Here is a 13,476-nt window from a genome sequence, read left to right as displayed (position 1 = left end):
CCAGGCGTTATTTATATGGCGGTGTAGACCGCATTTTGGGCCAGCCCCTCTTTGAGGAACTCCACCAGCTTGCGTACTTTTGGCGAAAGGTGACGTTGTTGCGGGTAGAGCGCCCAAACCGCCGTGTTCGGCGGCTGGTGAGCCTCAAGCAATGACACCAGGGCACCACGTTTGAGATGTTCCAGCACGTAGTAGTCGGGCAACTGACACAGCCCGACGCCCTGGAGTGCGGCGTCCAGCACGGCCTGCCCACTGTTGCAGCGCCAATTGCCCTGTACGCGTTGGGAAAATTCCCGCCCGTCCTGCTCCAGTTGCCAGATATCGGAACTGCCGATCAGGCAGTTGTGCCGGCTCAGTTCCGACAAGCTGTGTGGGCGGCCATACCGTTCAAGGTAGGAGGGCGATGCACACAGGTACATGCGTCGTGGCGCCAGGCGACTGGCGACCATACGAGAGTCGGAAAGGCGCCCCAGGCGAATGGCAAGGTCCAGGCCCTCATGCACCAGGTCCAACTGACGATTACTCAGTTCCACGTCCACCCGCAACTGTGGATACAGCCCCATGAAGCGGGTCACCAGCGGCACGATAAACCGTTCGCCATACGCCACCGCGCAGGTCATGCGCAGCATGCCCTTGGGCTCGCTGGCCAGGTCGCCCACCGCGCGCAGCGCCTCTTCGCGTCCATCCTGCAGGCGCTGGCAGTGTTGCAAAAAGGTCTGGCCGGCCTCCGTCAATGTCACCCGCCGGGTGCTGCGGTACAGCAACCGTGTTTGCAGGCGCTCTTCCAGCCGCGCCACCTGACGGCTGATGTGCGAGGACGAGACCCCGAGCCGCTCCGCCGCCGCCGTGAACTGGCAGCATTCAGCCACGGCGACAAATTCGTCGATGCCTTCCCAGCGGTTTTCCAGCATGGTGATTATCCCTGTACAGCAATAATGTTTTGCTTTCGCCTGGATTATTAATCAATCAGTCATGTTTTACACTGCCGGTCTTACGTTTTTAATCCCATGGAGAAACCGGATGATCAAGTCCCGCGCGGCCGTAGCCTTCGAAGCCAAGAAGCCCCTTGAGATCGTTGAAGTGGACGTCGCCATGCCCAAGGCTGGCGAAGTACTGCTGCGGGTGGTGGCCTCCGGTGTGTGCCATACCGACGCCTACACCCTGTCGGGCGCAGACCCGGAAGGCATCTTCCCGTCGATCCTCGGCCACGAAGGCGGTGCGGTGGTGGAAGCCATCGGCGAAGGCGTGACCTCGGTGGCGGTGGGCGACCACGTGATCCCGCTGTACACCCCGGAATGCGGCAAGTGCAAATTCTGCCTGTCGGGCAAGACCAACCTCTGCCAGGCCATTCGCGCCACCCAGGGCAAAGGCCTGATGCCAGACGGCACTTCGCGCTTTTCCTACAAGGGCCAGCCGATTTTCCACTACATGGGCACCTCGACCTTCTCCGAATACACCGTGCTGCCGGAAATCTCCGTGGCCAAGATTCCTAAAGAAGCGCCCCTGGAAAAAGTCTGTCTGCTGGGTTGCGGCGTCACCACCGGCATTGGTGCGGTGATCAACACCGCCAAGGTCAAGCCGGGCGACACCGTGGCCATCTTCGGCCTGGGCGGCATCGGCCTGTCGGCTGTGATCGGCGCGGTAAAAGCCAAGGCCGGCCGCATCATTGCCATCGACATCAACCCGGCCAAGTTTGAAATCGCCAAGCAATTGGGCGCTACCGACTGCATCAACCCGAAAGACTACGATCGCCCGATCCAGGACGTGATCGTCGACCTGACCGACGGCGGCGTCGACTTTTCCTTCGAGTGCATCGGCAATGTCCAACTAATGCGTGCGGCCCTGGAGTGCTGCCACAAGGGGTGGGGCGAGTCGGTGATCATCGGCGTGGCCGGTGCCGGCCAGGAAATCGCCACCCGTCCGTTCCAGCTGGTGACCGGTCGTGTCTGGCGCGGTTCGGCGTTTGGTGGCGTGCGTGGCCGCAGCGAACTGCCAAGCTACGTAGAAATGGCCCAGACCGGCGAAATCCCGCTGGATACCTTCATCACCCACACCATGGGCCTGGAAGATATCAACAAGGCGTTTGACCTGATGCATGAAGGCAAGAGCATTCGTACCGTCATTCACTTCTGAGGTCGGCCATGAGTCTGGAAAACCTGTCATGCCAGAAAAGCTTCGGCGGCTGGCATAAACGCTACAAGCATCATTCCGATGTGCTCGGTTGCGACATGACCTTCGCCGTGTACCTTCCGCCGCAAGCGGAGCAGGGTGGAAAACTGCCGGTGCTGTACTGGCTGTCGGGGCTCACCTGCACCGATGAGAACTTCATGCAGAAGGCCGGCGCCCAGCGCATGGCGGCCGAACTGGGGTTGATCATCGTGGCGCCGGACACCAGCCCCCGCGGGCCTGGTGTGCCGGGTGACCCGGACAACGCCTGGGACTTTGGCCTCGGCGCCGGCTTCTACCTGAACGCCACCCAGGAACCCTGGGCCCAGCACTATCGGATGCATGACTACGTGGTGCAGGAATTGCCGGCTTTGGTCGAGGCGCATTTCCCGGCCTCGGCCAAACGCGGGGTCAGCGGCCACTCCATGGGCGGTCACGGCGCGCTGGTGTGTGCCTTGCGCAACCCGGGGCGTTATCAGTCGGTGTCGGCGTTCTCGCCGATCAACAACCCGATGGATTGCCCGTGGGGCCAGAAGGCTTTCTCTCGCTACCTCGGCGAAGAGCGCTCGAAGTGGCGCGAATGGGATGCCTGCGTGTTGATCAGCGAGGCCTCGGAAAAGCTGCCATTGCTGGTGGATCAGGGCGATCGCGACGATTTTCTCGCCGTGCAGCTCAAGCCGCAAGCCTTGCAGCAAGCGGCCAAGGCGGCCAACCATCCGCTGGAGTTGCGCCTGCAACCGGGTTATGACCACAGCTACTTCTTTATCGCCAGCTTTATCGAAGACCATTTACGCCATCACGCACGCGCTTTGCTCGGTTAATGTGAGGCAAAAGTAGGTAGAATCACGCCCTGAATTAAATCGGGGCGTTTTTTTATGCGTATTGGCCACGGCTATGATGTGCACCGTTTCGCCGAAGGCGATTTCATCACCCTGGGCGGCGTGCGGATCGCACACCACCATGGGTTGCTGGCTCATTCCGACGGCGACGTGGTGCTGCATGCCCTGAGCGATGCCTTGCTCGGCGCGGCGGCATTGGGCGACATCGGCAAGCACTTTCCGGACACCGACCCGACGTTCAAGGGCGCGGACAGCCGCGTGTTGCTGCGTCATGTGGTCGGTTTGATCCACGCCAAGGGCTGGAAAGTCGGCAACGTCGACAACACCATCGTTGCCCAGGCGCCGAAAATGGCCCCGCATATCGAATCGATGCGCGCGCTGATTGCCGCGGATCTTCAAGTTGAGTTGGATCAAGTGAACGTAAAAGCCACCACCACCGAAAAGCTCGGGTTTACCGGTCGCGAAGAGGGCATTGCCGTGCACTCCGTTGCCTTGTTGCTGCGCGCATGAATGATCTGCAACTGCTGGGCCCGCGTGCCTATGGCGAGGCCTTGGGCAGCGCTGTTCTGAAGGCCACCGCCGAAGACTTCCAGGTGGATGAAGTGCTGGACATCCCGCTGAGCGGCGAAGGTGAACACCTGTGGTTGTGGGTGGAAAAGCGCGGCCTGAATACCGAGGAAGCGGCGCGACGGATTGCCAAGGCGGCGGGCGTGCCGTTGCGTACCGTCAGCTACGCCGGGCTCAAGGATCGCCAGGCGCTGACCCGCCAGTGGTTCAGCGTGCAGTTGCCGGGCAAGGCGGACCCGGACCTGAGCGGGGCGGAAAACGAGACCCTGAAGATCCTCAAGACCGGCCGCCACAAGCGCAAGCTGCAGCGCGGTGCCCATTCGGCCAACGGCTTCACCTTGCGCCTGACCCAGTTTGCCGGCGATGCCGCGGCCATCGACGCGCGCCTGCAACTGATCGCCAGGCAAGGCATCCCCAACTATTTTGGCGCCCAGCGTTTCGGTCATAACGGCGGCAACGTCGTTGATGCCCGCGACTGGGCCGCGCGCAAGGCCTTGCCGGAGCAGCGTAATGTGCGTTCGCGCCTGCTCTCGACGGCGCGTAGCTTTCTGTTCAACAAAGTGTTGGCGGCCCGGGTGGCCGACGGTTCCTGGCAGCACGCCCAGGTTGGCGACTTGCTGGCGTTTACCGACAGCCGCAGCTTTTTCCCGGCGGGGGAGGCTGAATGCAGCGACCCGCGCTTGGCCATTCTCGACCTGCATCCCACTGGCCCCCAATGGGGTGAAGGGGATTCGCCGGCGTCGGGGGCAACCTTTGCGTTGGAGCAGGCGATCGCCGACGGTGAAGCCGACCTGCGGGATTGGCTGGTGAATGCCGGCATGACCCAGGAACGTCGCATTCTTCGACTGCCCATTGGCGGGTTGACGTGGCATTATCCCGAGCCTGACATTCTGCAATTGGAATTCGTCCTGCCGGCTGGATGCTTCGCTACTGTATTGGTGCGCGAGCTTGTAGATCTGGTGCCGGTGGGGCAGACGGACAGCCCATGCGTATTCTGATATCTAACGACGACGGGGTCACCGCACCCGGCCTTGCCGCGCTTCATGCTGCGCTGGCGGATTACGCCGAGTGCGTGGTAGTTGCCCCGGACCAGGACAAAAGCGGCGCCAGCAGCTCGCTGACGCTCGACCGTCCTTTGCACGTACAGACGTTGCCCAGCGGCTTTATCAGCGTGAACGGCACGCCGACGGATTGCGTGCACCTGGCAATCAACAGCCTGCTGGACCGCGAGCCGGACCTGGTGGTTTCCGGGATCAACCTGGGGGCCAACCTGGGGGATGACGTGCTGTATTCCGGCACCGTGGCAGCTGCCCTTGAAGGGCGCTTCCTCGGGCGGACCTCGTTCGCCTTTTCGTTTGCCTCCCGTCAACTGGACAACCTGGCGACCGCGGCGTATTTCGCCCGCAAGCTGGTGGAGGCCCATGACTCCCTGGTGTTGCCGCCGCGTACGGTGCTCAACGTCAATATCCCCAATCTGCCCCTCGACCACATTCGCGGCATCCAGCTGACTCGCCTGGGCCACCGCTCCCGCGCGGCAGCGCCGCTGAAGGTGGTCGACCCGCGTGGCAAGGAGGGTTACTGGATCGCCGCCGCCGGCGATGCCGAGGACGGTGGCGAGGGCACGGACTTTCATGCGGTGATGCAAGGTTATGTCTCGATTACCCCGTTGCAACTCGATCGCACCTTCAGTGATGCCTTCAGTAACCTCGATGGCTGGCTGGAGGGGCTGCGCTGATGGCTCGTGAACAAGACGACCTGCTGCGCCGGGGCATCGGGATGACTTCCCAGCGCACCCGCGAGCGTTTGATCCAGCGCCTCTATGAAGAAGGGCTGTCCAACGCCCAGGTGCTGGAAGTCATCCGGCGTACCCCGCGGCATCTGTTTGTCGATGAAGCCCTGGCGCACCGCGCCTATGAAGACACGGCGCTGCCGATCGGCCACAACCAGACCATCTCCCAGCCTTATATGGTGGCGCGGATGAGTGAGTTGCTACTGGCGGCGGGCCCGCTGGACAAGGTGCTGGAAATCGGCACCGGCTCCGGCTACCAGACGGCTGTATTGTCGCAACTGGTGGAGCGGGTGTTTTCCGTCGAACGCATCAAGGTGCTGCAGGACCGGGCCAAGGAACGCCTGGTGGAGTTGAACCTGCGCAACGTGGTGTTCCGCTGGGGCGATGGCTGGGAAGGCTGGCCGGCACTGGCGCCGTATAACGGCATCATCGTCACCGCCGTGGCGACCGACGTGCCCCAGGCCTTGCTTGATCAACTGGCCCCCGGCGGGCGCCTGGTGATCCCGGTGGGCTCCGGCGAAGTGCAACAATTAATGTTGATCATTCGCGAGGAAGAAGGCTTTTCCCGGCACGTGCTCGGTGCCGTGCGCTTCGTCCCGTTGCTTAACGGTCCGCTGGCCTGATCAATTATTCCTGCGTACTGAATTCTATTGCCGGGTATGTGTCTTACAGCGGGGTCTATAGAGTCAACATGATTAGCCGTTGCAATTAAACACGATGAAAATTTCTTTAGAATCGTGTTTCCAGTAAAAACCCAACGGCCAGTTATACTTGCGTCATATTTCAAGCCTGATACAGGCGTTCATAGTCAGCCACCACAAAGGGAGCGGCGGGTGAGTCTCACGGTCATTGCACAGCGTATGAGTCAAACAAGCTTTCAGCGACTGGTGATTGGCCTTGTCTTGAGTTCCTTGTTGGCGGCTTGCTCAAGCACGCCCTCCGGTGCGCGGGTGGTTGATCGCAACAATGCGGTACCGCAAAAACCTACCGTGACCACCGGGCAATACGTCGTCCGCAAGGGCGATACGATGTTCTCGATTGCCTTCCGTTATGGGTGGGATTACAAGGCGCTCGCAGCTCGTAACAATATTCCTGTGCCTTATACGATACATCCGGGCCAGACCATTCGTTTCGACGGGCGAACCGGTTCAGCACCGACCGCCGTGGTCACAAATACGGCTTCGTCGCCGTCTTCTTCGAGCAAGACGACGATCATCACCCGGCCTGCAGGCACCGCTGCGCCTGGCGTTGCGAGCAAACCGGCACCTGCGCCACTGCCGCCTGCGGGGCCGGCACCGACCGGTTGGGGATGGCCTTCAAACGGCATCCTTATTGGAAAATTCTCTTCAAACGGTAGTTTGAATAAAGGCATTGATATCGCCGGAGATTTGGGACAGCCTGTTTTAGCTGCGTCTGATGGGACAGTGGTGTACGCCGGGAGTGGTTTACGGGGCTACGGCGAGCTGGTCATCATCAAACACAGCGATACCTACGTCAGTGCCTACGGTCATAACCGCAGGCTGTTGGTTCGGGAGGGGCAGCAGGTCAAAGTCGGACAGACAATTGCCGAAATGGGGTCAACTGGTACAGACCGGGTGAAACTGCACTTTGAGATTCGCCGCCAAGGGAAGCCTGTTGATCCGCTGCAATTCCTACCCCGTCGTTGATGTGTTGCCAGCCTGTTCCCTCACGTAGAAGGAACAGGCTCCAGCGTTGCCAAGGATAAAGGCGTCGCTTGAGCTTGAGGTCGAACTCACCAAAGGACTATAACAATGGCTCTCAGTAAAGAAGCGCCGGAGTTTGACATCGACGATGAGGTTCTCCTTATGGAGACTGTCATCGATACGGAATCGATGTCGAATGAGGGACCTGCTGTACCTTCAGTTCGCACCAAGTCCAAAAACTCCTCCGCGTTAAAGCAACACAAATACATTGATTACACACGGGCGCTCGATGCGACCCAGCTGTACCTCAATGAAATCGGCTTTTCCCCTCTGCTCACTCCCGAAGAAGAAGTCCATTTTGCGCGCTTGTCGCAAAAGGGCGATCCGGCTGGGCGCAAGCGCATGATTGAAAGCAACCTGCGACTGGTGGTGAAAATCGCCCGACGCTACGTCAATCGTGGGCTGTCCCTGTTGGACTTGATCGAGGAAGGTAATCTCGGCCTGATCCGGGCAGTGGAGAAGTTCGACCCTGAGCGGGGTTTCCGCTTTTCGACCTATGCCACCTGGTGGATTCGTCAAACCATCGAACGGGCGATCATGAATCAGACCCGCACGATCCGGTTGCCGATCCATGTGGTCAAGGAGCTCAACGTATACCTGCGGGCGGCGCGTGAGCTGACACAAAAACTCGATCATGAACCTTCGCCTGAAGAAATCGCCAACCTGCTGGAAAAACCGGTGGGAGAGGTCAAGCGTATGCTCGGTCTCAATGAGCGGGTGTCTTCAGTCGATGTCTCGCTGGGTCCGGATTCGGATAAAACCCTGCTGGACACCCTGACCGATGATCGTCCTACGGACCCTTGTGAGTTGCTGCAGGACGACGATCTGTCGCAAAGCATCGACCAGTGGCTTTCGGAGCTGACGGACAAACAGCGTGAGGTGGTGATTCGCCGCTTCGGGTTGCGCGGCCACGAAAGCAGCACCCTGGAAGATGTTGGCCTGGAGATTGGCCTGACCCGCGAGCGGGTGCGGCAGATCCAGGTAGAGGGCCTCAAGCGCTTGCGCGAGATCCTGGAGAAGAATGGCCTGTCGAGTGAGTCGTTGTTCCAATAACGGCCGTAAGGCAGCTATGAAAACGCCCGGTGCATGTGAATGCACCGGGCGTTTTGCTGTGCGGCGATCGTTCCTGCGCAGAGAGTGGGGAACGAGCAGGCACAAAAAAGCCCCGCTTTTAAGGGCGGGGCTTTTCGACTAAATCAGTACAAGTTAGATAACTTGAACTTCTTCAGCTTGCATGCCTTTCTGACCGCGGGTAGCGATGAAAGAAACCTGTTGGCCTTCTTTCAGGCTTTTGAAGCCGTCGGATTGGATAGCTTTGAAGTGAACGAACAGGTCGTCACCGGATTGTGGAGTGATGAAGCCGAAGCCTTTTTCATCGTTGAACCACTTAACGGTACCAGTTTGGCGATTAGACATGGTGTATCTCCTTGGACAAAGTTAACTGCGACTCAGGAAAAGCCCTGGCCGAGACTGAGTGCAAAGAGCAGGAAAAATTCTTGGAGATGGTTGGATCGAAATTCAACATATCGTGTAGAGATTCTCAGTGACACAAGCAGCACAGTGGCGCCACCTTAACCCTTTTTCCGGAACGTGCCAATGGTATTTCCGAAGGTTTCTCTATTTTCGTGACTGGCGGCAGCCTGATACCGCACCAACGCCCCACAATTGAAGGTGCGCCCCGCCCAGCAGGGGCTGCGCGGTACCAAGAAAAACAGTCGCCCCTTTGAACCACGGGGCCAGCCCCGGTAAGATGCCCAACAGAATTTTTTCACCTCGCTATTCAGGACACCGCCATGAGCATCAAATCGGACAAGTGGATTCGCCGCATGGCGCAAGAGCACGGCATGATCGAGCCCTTCGTGGAGCGCCAGATGCGCGGTGAAGGCGCTGAGCGGCTGATCTCGTTCGGGGTTTCCAGCTACGGCTACGATGTGCGCTGCGCCGATGAGTTCAAGGTGTTCACCAACATCAACTCGGCGACCGTCGATCCGAAAAACTTCGACGAAAAAAGCTTTGTCGACGTTAAAAGCGACGTTTGCATCATTCCGCCAAACTCCTTTGCCCTGGCGCGCACCGTCGAGTTCTTCCGTATCCCGCGCAACGTCCTGACCATCTGCCTGGGCAAAAGCACCTACGCGCGCTGCGGCATCATCGTCAACGTGACGCCGCTGGAGCCGGAGTGGGAAGGGCACGTGACCCTGGAGTTCTCCAACACCACCACCTTGCCGGCAAAAATCTACGCCAACGAAGGCGTGGCACAGATGCTGTTCTTCGAATCCGACGAAGAGTGCGAAGTGTCCTATAAAGACCGTGGTGGCAAGTATCAGGGCCAGCGCGGCGTCACTCTCCCACGCACCTGATCGAATCGTCTTACAGGCTAAGGGAATTTGTCAGCGGGCAGGCACTCTATTGGGTGTACTGCCCCGACGCGTGCACAACGCGCCGGGCCACGCTTGAGGAGTCCCTTATGAAGCTCGATCCGCGAATCAGCGCCGAACTCGCCCGGCTTGAACCCAATCAGATTGGTGTCATGGCCTGGTCCCTGATGGCCGATCCCGCCGCTGGCGGCATTCCCGGCCAGCCCGGCCCCGATGATCCCTGGCCCAACCAGCCTGAAGAGCCCGGTGAGCCCACCCTCCCTGACGAACCGCCTCCCGCCCCCGTGGCCTGATTTCCTGCAGCCGTGCCTAATGGTCAGTGGCTCAACGCACTGGCCATACTTCATGGTCGCCGATCACAAAGACCTGGCTGTCTTCTTCCAGGGTGACTGAATAACCCCCTGTAAATGCGCCGAACGCCGGCAAAAGGCTGACCCGGGTTCCGAGCCGGAAGCACGGCAGGCGCAAGCTTTGCCGACCCTTGCCCTGCAGGCGATACACCGGGTGTACGTGCCCAGCCAGTACGTGGTGGCTGGCATGAGCGTCCGGTTCGTGCTGCAACGCAAACGGCCCCATCAGCAGGGGTTCGGTTACCACCTCAATGTTCAGGTCGCCAGGCGGGTCGCCAGCACGCTTGTCGTGGTTACCCCGAATCAGCGTCAGCGCCAGAGCTGAATGACGCTCCCGCCAGGCTCTCAGGGCGTTCAGGGTGCCGCTGGCGTGAGAGCCGGGCCCGTGGAGAAGGTCGCCGAGAAAGACTACCTGCTCGCACGGATAGGCTGCCAACAGCCGGTCCAGGCGTTGCAGATTGTCCGTCGTCGTGCCCTGCGGCACCGGCTGGCCCAGGCTGCGATAGGCCGACGCCTTGCCAAAGTGCGCATCGGCGATCAGCAGGCACTTTCTCGCGGGCCAATACACCGCCTTGTCCGCCAGCAACCACAGCGCTTCGTCTGCCAGATGTATCGGGTAATGAGCGGGCATCAGTGCTTCCCGTTATCGGCGACTTTTTCCAGGTCCTTGACCATCCGTGCAATACGCTCCGAGAGTTTTTCCGAGCTGAGGCTTTCCCGAAAACGCTCCACCAGCAGTGGAAAGGCCAGCGGCGTAGGCCGTTTGATTGGATGCAGGTCCAGTTTCAACCCCGACAAGTGGCGCAACGTCTCTTCCAACCGACGAATATCCAGCTCTTCGCGCAGGACTTCTTCCCCGGCTTGGGTCAGCAACAGGTTTTGCGGATCGTATTGCTTGAACACTTCAAAGAACAAACCGCTGGACGCCTGGACCTGGCGGGTACTTTTCGGTGCCCCGGGATAGCCGGCAAATACCAGCCCGGCGATGCGCGCGATCTCGCGAAAGCGTCGCAGCGCCAGTTCACCGGCGTTCAGGCTGGCTGCCACGTCATCCAGCAGATGATCCGCACTCAGCAATTCCCCGCTCAATAACGCAGGCCAATCCACCTCGGTCGCGCTCAGCAACTCCAGCCCATAGTCATTGACCGCAATCGAAAACGTCACCGCCTGTTGCCTACTGACTCGCCAGGCCAGCAGGCTCGCCAACCCCAGATGCACCTGGCGCCCGGCGAACGGATACAGAAACAGGTGCCAGCCTTCCCGGGACTTGAGCGCCTCGGCCAGCAAATGTTCACGGGTCGGCAGGCCCGACCAGCGCAGCTGGGTTTCCAGCAACGGTTGCACCGCCTGCATCTCCGGGCCGAGGAAATGCCCGTGGGCGGCCGCATCAAAGCGCTCGACCACTGCCTGGGCCAGCTCGTTGGAAAGTGGCATGCGCCCGCCGTTCCAGCGTGGTACGGCAGCTTTTTTCGCGGTACTGCGCTTCACATAAGCGGTCATGTTTTCCACCCGCACCAATTCCAGCAAGCGCCCGGCGAACAGGAAGCCATCTCCCGGCTTCAACCGCGCAATAAAACCTTCCTCGACACTGCCCAGGGTCTTGCCACCGCCGCCCTTGCTCCAGAATTTCAACTGGATGCTGGCATCGCTGACGATCGTCCCCACACTCATGCGATGGCGCCGCGCCAGCCGGGCATCGGGGACGCGCCAGATGCCGTGCTCGTCCGGCTCGACCCGACTGTAATCCGGGTAGGCCGTCAGCGACAGCCCGCCATGGCGCACGAAACCCAGGGCCCAGGCCCAATCCTCGTCGCTCAGGTCGCGATAGGCCCAAGCGGTACGCACCTCCGCCAGCAGCTCATCCGGGACAAAGCCGCCGCCCAGGGCCATGCTCACCAGGTGCTGCACCAGCACATCCAAAGGCTTGTGCGGCGACTGGCGGGCCTCGATACGGCGTTCAGTGATGGCGTCCTGCGCGGCAGCGGCCTCCACCAGCTCCAGGCTGTGGGTTGGCACCAGCGTGACCCGCGACGGCCGGCCTGGCGCATGGCCGGAGCGCCCGGCGCGCTGCATCAGGCGCGCCACGCCCTTGGCCGAGCCAATCTGCAGCACCCGTTCCACCGGCAGAAAGTCCACCCCCAGGTCCAGGCTCGACGTACACACCACCGCCTTCAGTTGACCGTCCTTCAAGGCGCGCTCCACCCAGTCCCGGGTTTCGCGGGACAGCGAACCATGGTGCAGGGCAATCAACCCGGCCCAGTCGGGACGGGCGTCGAGCAACGCCTGGTACCAGATTTCCGATTGCGCGCGGGTGTTGGTAAACACCAGGCAACTGCTGCTGGCGTCGACCTCGGCCACCACTTGCGGCAGCATCTTCAGGCCGATATGGCCGGCCCAGGGAAATCGCTCGATCACCGGTGGCAACAGCGTATCGACCTGCAACCGCTTGGTGGTTTGCCCCTGCACGTTGATCCCGCCGCCCTGTGGGATCAACACCTCCAGCGCGTGGGCCTGGTTACCCAGGGTTGCGGAAATGCCCCATACAATCAGTTCGGGATGCCATTGCCGCAGGCGGGCGAGGGCGAGTTGTAGTTGCACGCCGCGTTTGTTGCCGATCAGTTCGTGCCATTCGTCCACTACCACCATGCGCAGATGGGACAGGCTGACCTCGCTGTCGGCGCGGGCGAGCATCAGCGTGAGGCTTTCCGGGGTGGTGATCAGGGTGGTGGGCAGGCGGCGGCTTTGTCGGGCGCGTTCGCTGCTGCTGGTGTCGCCGGTGCGCAGGCCGACGGTCCAGGGGATGTTCAGGGGTTGGAGCGGTGCTTCCAGGGCACGGGCGGTGTCGGCGGCCAGGGCGCGCATGGGGGTTATCCACAGGACCGTCAGCGGTTCGGCGGGGGCTTTGCGTTTGCGTGGAGTGGTTTCGGTGATGGCAAGGCGGTTGAGGGCGGCGAACCACAGTGCGTAGGTTTTCCCGGCGCCGGTGCTGGCGTGGAGCAGTCCCGACTGGCCTTCCTTGACTGCGTGCCATACGTCTTTCTGGAAGGCGAACGGTTTCCAGTTTTTGGCGGTGAACCAGTCTTTGGCGAAGTTGCTGGATTTGGCCATGCTTGGGGCTCTGGGGGGGTATTTCAGAGACCTTTGTTGGGGGGGAAAGGTTTAACGAATATTGGGGGGATATCCGTTGCTGCGGTAACGGCTGCTTATGGTTCCGCTCTTACAGCGGGTCACTTTGGAAAAGCCCCAAAGTAACCAAAGGGCTCTGCCCCGCCTGTCGGCACCTCGCCTAGGCTCGGTGTCCCCTCACTCCGGCGATGCTCCGCGGGCCGCCGCGATGGGCCATCCCTGGCCCAGCGCGGCTAAACCGGCGTCCTGCCGGTTTACCCGCTCCGCACCACCTGCGTTCGGCCTCGGGCTTATTGGGGCAGTCAGAGCCAGATCAAAATCAAGAGCACAGCGGCCTACAGGCCGGCTTGAGTGGTAGAAGCCAGATCAAAAGCGAAAGCCAAAGCCAAAGCCAAAGCCAAATCTGAAACTGATGCAGCTCTGCTTTTCTGTGGGAGCTGGCTTGCCTGCGATGCAGACAACTCGGTTTTTCAGGTACACCGAGGCGATGCTATCGCAGGCAAGCCAGCTCCTACAGTTGGACCGTGCCCGCTGAGA

The 13,476-nt window shown here is 60.7% G+C and carries 14 protein-coding genes; 10 read left to right on the top strand and 4 right to left on the bottom strand.

The window, feature by feature from the left end:
* Positions 1-11 precede the first annotated feature (11 nt).
* Entirely contained in the window at positions 12-911 is a 900-nt protein-coding gene (locus tag MUM_RS0130270; protein ID WP_010176742.1) for a LysR substrate-binding domain-containing protein, read from the bottom strand.
* A gap of 109 nt (positions 912-1,020) precedes the next feature.
* Between MUM_RS0130270 and MUM_RS0130265 the strand changes: the two genes are divergently transcribed.
* From MUM_RS0130265 to rpoS, 8 genes are all read left to right on the top strand, one after another.
* Positions 1,021-2,133, top strand: coding sequence for an S-(hydroxymethyl)glutathione dehydrogenase/class III alcohol dehydrogenase (locus MUM_RS0130265; protein ID WP_010176741.1), 1,113 nt, complete (start codon positions 1,021-1,023; stop codon positions 2,131-2,133).
* Between the two features lie 8 nt (positions 2,134-2,141).
* On the top strand, positions 2,142-2,987 hold the full coding sequence (gene fghA / locus MUM_RS0130260; protein WP_010176740.1) for an S-formylglutathione hydrolase: 846 nt from the start codon (positions 2,142-2,144) through the stop codon (positions 2,985-2,987).
* 54 nt (positions 2,988-3,041) lie between these two features.
* Entirely contained in the window at positions 3,042-3,515 is a 474-nt protein-coding gene (gene ispF / locus MUM_RS0130255; RefSeq protein WP_010176739.1) for a 2-C-methyl-D-erythritol 2,4-cyclodiphosphate synthase, read from the top strand.
* Positions 3,512-4,570, top strand: a complete 1,059-nt coding sequence (truD, locus tag MUM_RS0130250; protein ID WP_010176738.1) for a tRNA pseudouridine(13) synthase TruD — start codon at positions 3,512-3,514, stop codon at positions 4,568-4,570. The genes ispF and truD overlap by 4 nt, the downstream gene beginning before the upstream one ends.
* Positions 4,558-5,307, top strand: coding sequence for a 5'/3'-nucleotidase SurE (gene surE, locus MUM_RS0130245; protein ID WP_010176737.1), 750 nt, complete (start codon positions 4,558-4,560; stop codon positions 5,305-5,307). Before truD ends, surE begins: the two co-directional genes overlap by 13 nt.
* Positions 5,308-5,348: 41 nt before the next feature.
* A complete protein-coding gene (locus MUM_RS0130240) occupies positions 5,349-5,984 on the top strand; it encodes a protein-L-isoaspartate(D-aspartate) O-methyltransferase (RefSeq protein WP_010176736.1) in 636 nt (211 codons plus the stop codon).
* Positions 5,985-6,194: 210 nt separating this feature from the next.
* Positions 6,195-7,028, top strand: a complete 834-nt coding sequence (locus tag MUM_RS0130235) for a peptidoglycan DD-metalloendopeptidase family protein (protein WP_029616161.1) — start codon at positions 6,195-6,197, stop codon at positions 7,026-7,028.
* A gap of 105 nt (positions 7,029-7,133) precedes the next feature.
* Entirely contained in the window at positions 7,134-8,138 is a 1,005-nt protein-coding gene (gene rpoS / locus MUM_RS0130230) for an RNA polymerase sigma factor RpoS (RefSeq protein WP_010176734.1), read from the top strand.
* Positions 8,139-8,291: 153 nt separating this feature from the next.
* On the opposite strand, the gene MUM_RS0130225 is transcribed toward rpoS, so the two are convergent.
* Positions 8,292-8,501, bottom strand: a complete 210-nt coding sequence (locus MUM_RS0130225) for a cold-shock protein (RefSeq protein ID WP_002554837.1) — start codon at positions 8,499-8,501, stop codon at positions 8,292-8,294.
* A gap of 377 nt (positions 8,502-8,878) precedes the next feature.
* Here MUM_RS0130225 and dcd point away from each other — a divergent pair, with 377 nt between their 5' ends.
* Together dcd and MUM_RS0130215 are read left to right on the top strand one after the other, a co-directional pair.
* Positions 8,879-9,445 (top strand): dCTP deaminase, encoded by a 567-nt coding sequence (gene dcd, locus MUM_RS0130220; protein WP_003219273.1) that lies wholly within the window; start codon positions 8,879-8,881, stop codon positions 9,443-9,445.
* Positions 9,446-9,552: 107 nt separating this feature from the next.
* Entirely contained in the window at positions 9,553-9,756 is a 204-nt protein-coding gene (locus MUM_RS0130215; protein WP_003219272.1) for a hypothetical protein, read from the top strand.
* Positions 9,757-9,787: 31 nt separating this feature from the next.
* On the opposite strand, the gene pdeM is transcribed toward MUM_RS0130215, so the two are convergent.
* Complete coding sequence (pdeM, locus tag MUM_RS0130210) at positions 9,788-10,444, bottom strand: ligase-associated DNA damage response endonuclease PdeM (RefSeq protein ID WP_010176733.1); 657 nt, start codon at positions 10,442-10,444, stop codon at positions 9,788-9,790.
* The gene (locus tag MUM_RS0130205; RefSeq protein WP_010176732.1) at positions 10,444-12,921 is read right to left on the bottom strand and encodes a ligase-associated DNA damage response DEXH box helicase; all 2,478 of its coding nucleotides are present in this window, start codon (positions 12,919-12,921) and stop codon (positions 10,444-10,446) included. The genes pdeM and MUM_RS0130205 overlap by 1 nt, the downstream gene beginning before the upstream one ends.
* Positions 12,922-13,476 lie beyond the last annotated feature (555 nt).

It is taken from the genome of Pseudomonas sp. PAMC 25886 (assembly GCF_000242655.1).
In the GTDB taxonomy this organism is placed as follows: domain Bacteria; phylum Pseudomonadota; class Gammaproteobacteria; order Pseudomonadales; family Pseudomonadaceae; genus Aquipseudomonas.
This window is presented reverse-complemented; position numbering and strand designations above follow the sequence as displayed.

Bases quoted from the DNA above. Each gene is read 5' to 3' on its own strand.
- MUM_RS0130265 (WP_010176741.1), top strand. From the start codon at position 1,021: ATGATCAAGTCCCGCGCGGCCGTAGCCTTCGAAGCCAAGAAGCCCCTT.
- MUM_RS0130215 (WP_003219272.1), top strand. From the start codon at position 9,553: ATGAAGCTCGATCCGCGAATCAGCGCCGAACTCGCCCGGCTTGAACCC.
- MUM_RS0130240 (WP_010176736.1), top strand. From the start codon at position 5,349: ATGACTTCCCAGCGCACCCGCGAGCGTTTGATCCAGCGCCTCTATGAA.
- dcd (WP_003219273.1), top strand. From the start codon at position 8,879: ATGAGCATCAAATCGGACAAGTGGATTCGCCGCATGGCGCAAGAGCAC.
- MUM_RS0130225 (WP_002554837.1), bottom strand. From the start codon at position 8,501: ATGTCTAATCGCCAAACTGGTACCGTTAAGTGGTTCAACGATGAAAAA.
- pdeM (WP_010176733.1), bottom strand. From the start codon at position 10,444: ATGCCCGCTCATTACCCGATACATCTGGCAGACGAAGCGCTGTGGTTG.
- ispF (WP_010176739.1), top strand. From the start codon at position 3,042: ATGCGTATTGGCCACGGCTATGATGTGCACCGTTTCGCCGAAGGCGAT.
- truD (WP_010176738.1), top strand. From the start codon at position 3,512: ATGAATGATCTGCAACTGCTGGGCCCGCGTGCCTATGGCGAGGCCTTG.
- MUM_RS0130270 (WP_010176742.1), bottom strand. From the start codon at position 911: ATGCTGGAAAACCGCTGGGAAGGCATCGACGAATTTGTCGCCGTGGCT.
- MUM_RS0130205 (WP_010176732.1), bottom strand. From the start codon at position 12,921: ATGGCCAAATCCAGCAACTTCGCCAAAGACTGGTTCACCGCCAAAAAC.
- fghA (WP_010176740.1), top strand. From the start codon at position 2,142: ATGAGTCTGGAAAACCTGTCATGCCAGAAAAGCTTCGGCGGCTGGCAT.
- rpoS (WP_010176734.1), top strand. From the start codon at position 7,134: ATGGCTCTCAGTAAAGAAGCGCCGGAGTTTGACATCGACGATGAGGTT.
- surE (WP_010176737.1), top strand. From the start codon at position 4,558: ATGCGTATTCTGATATCTAACGACGACGGGGTCACCGCACCCGGCCTT.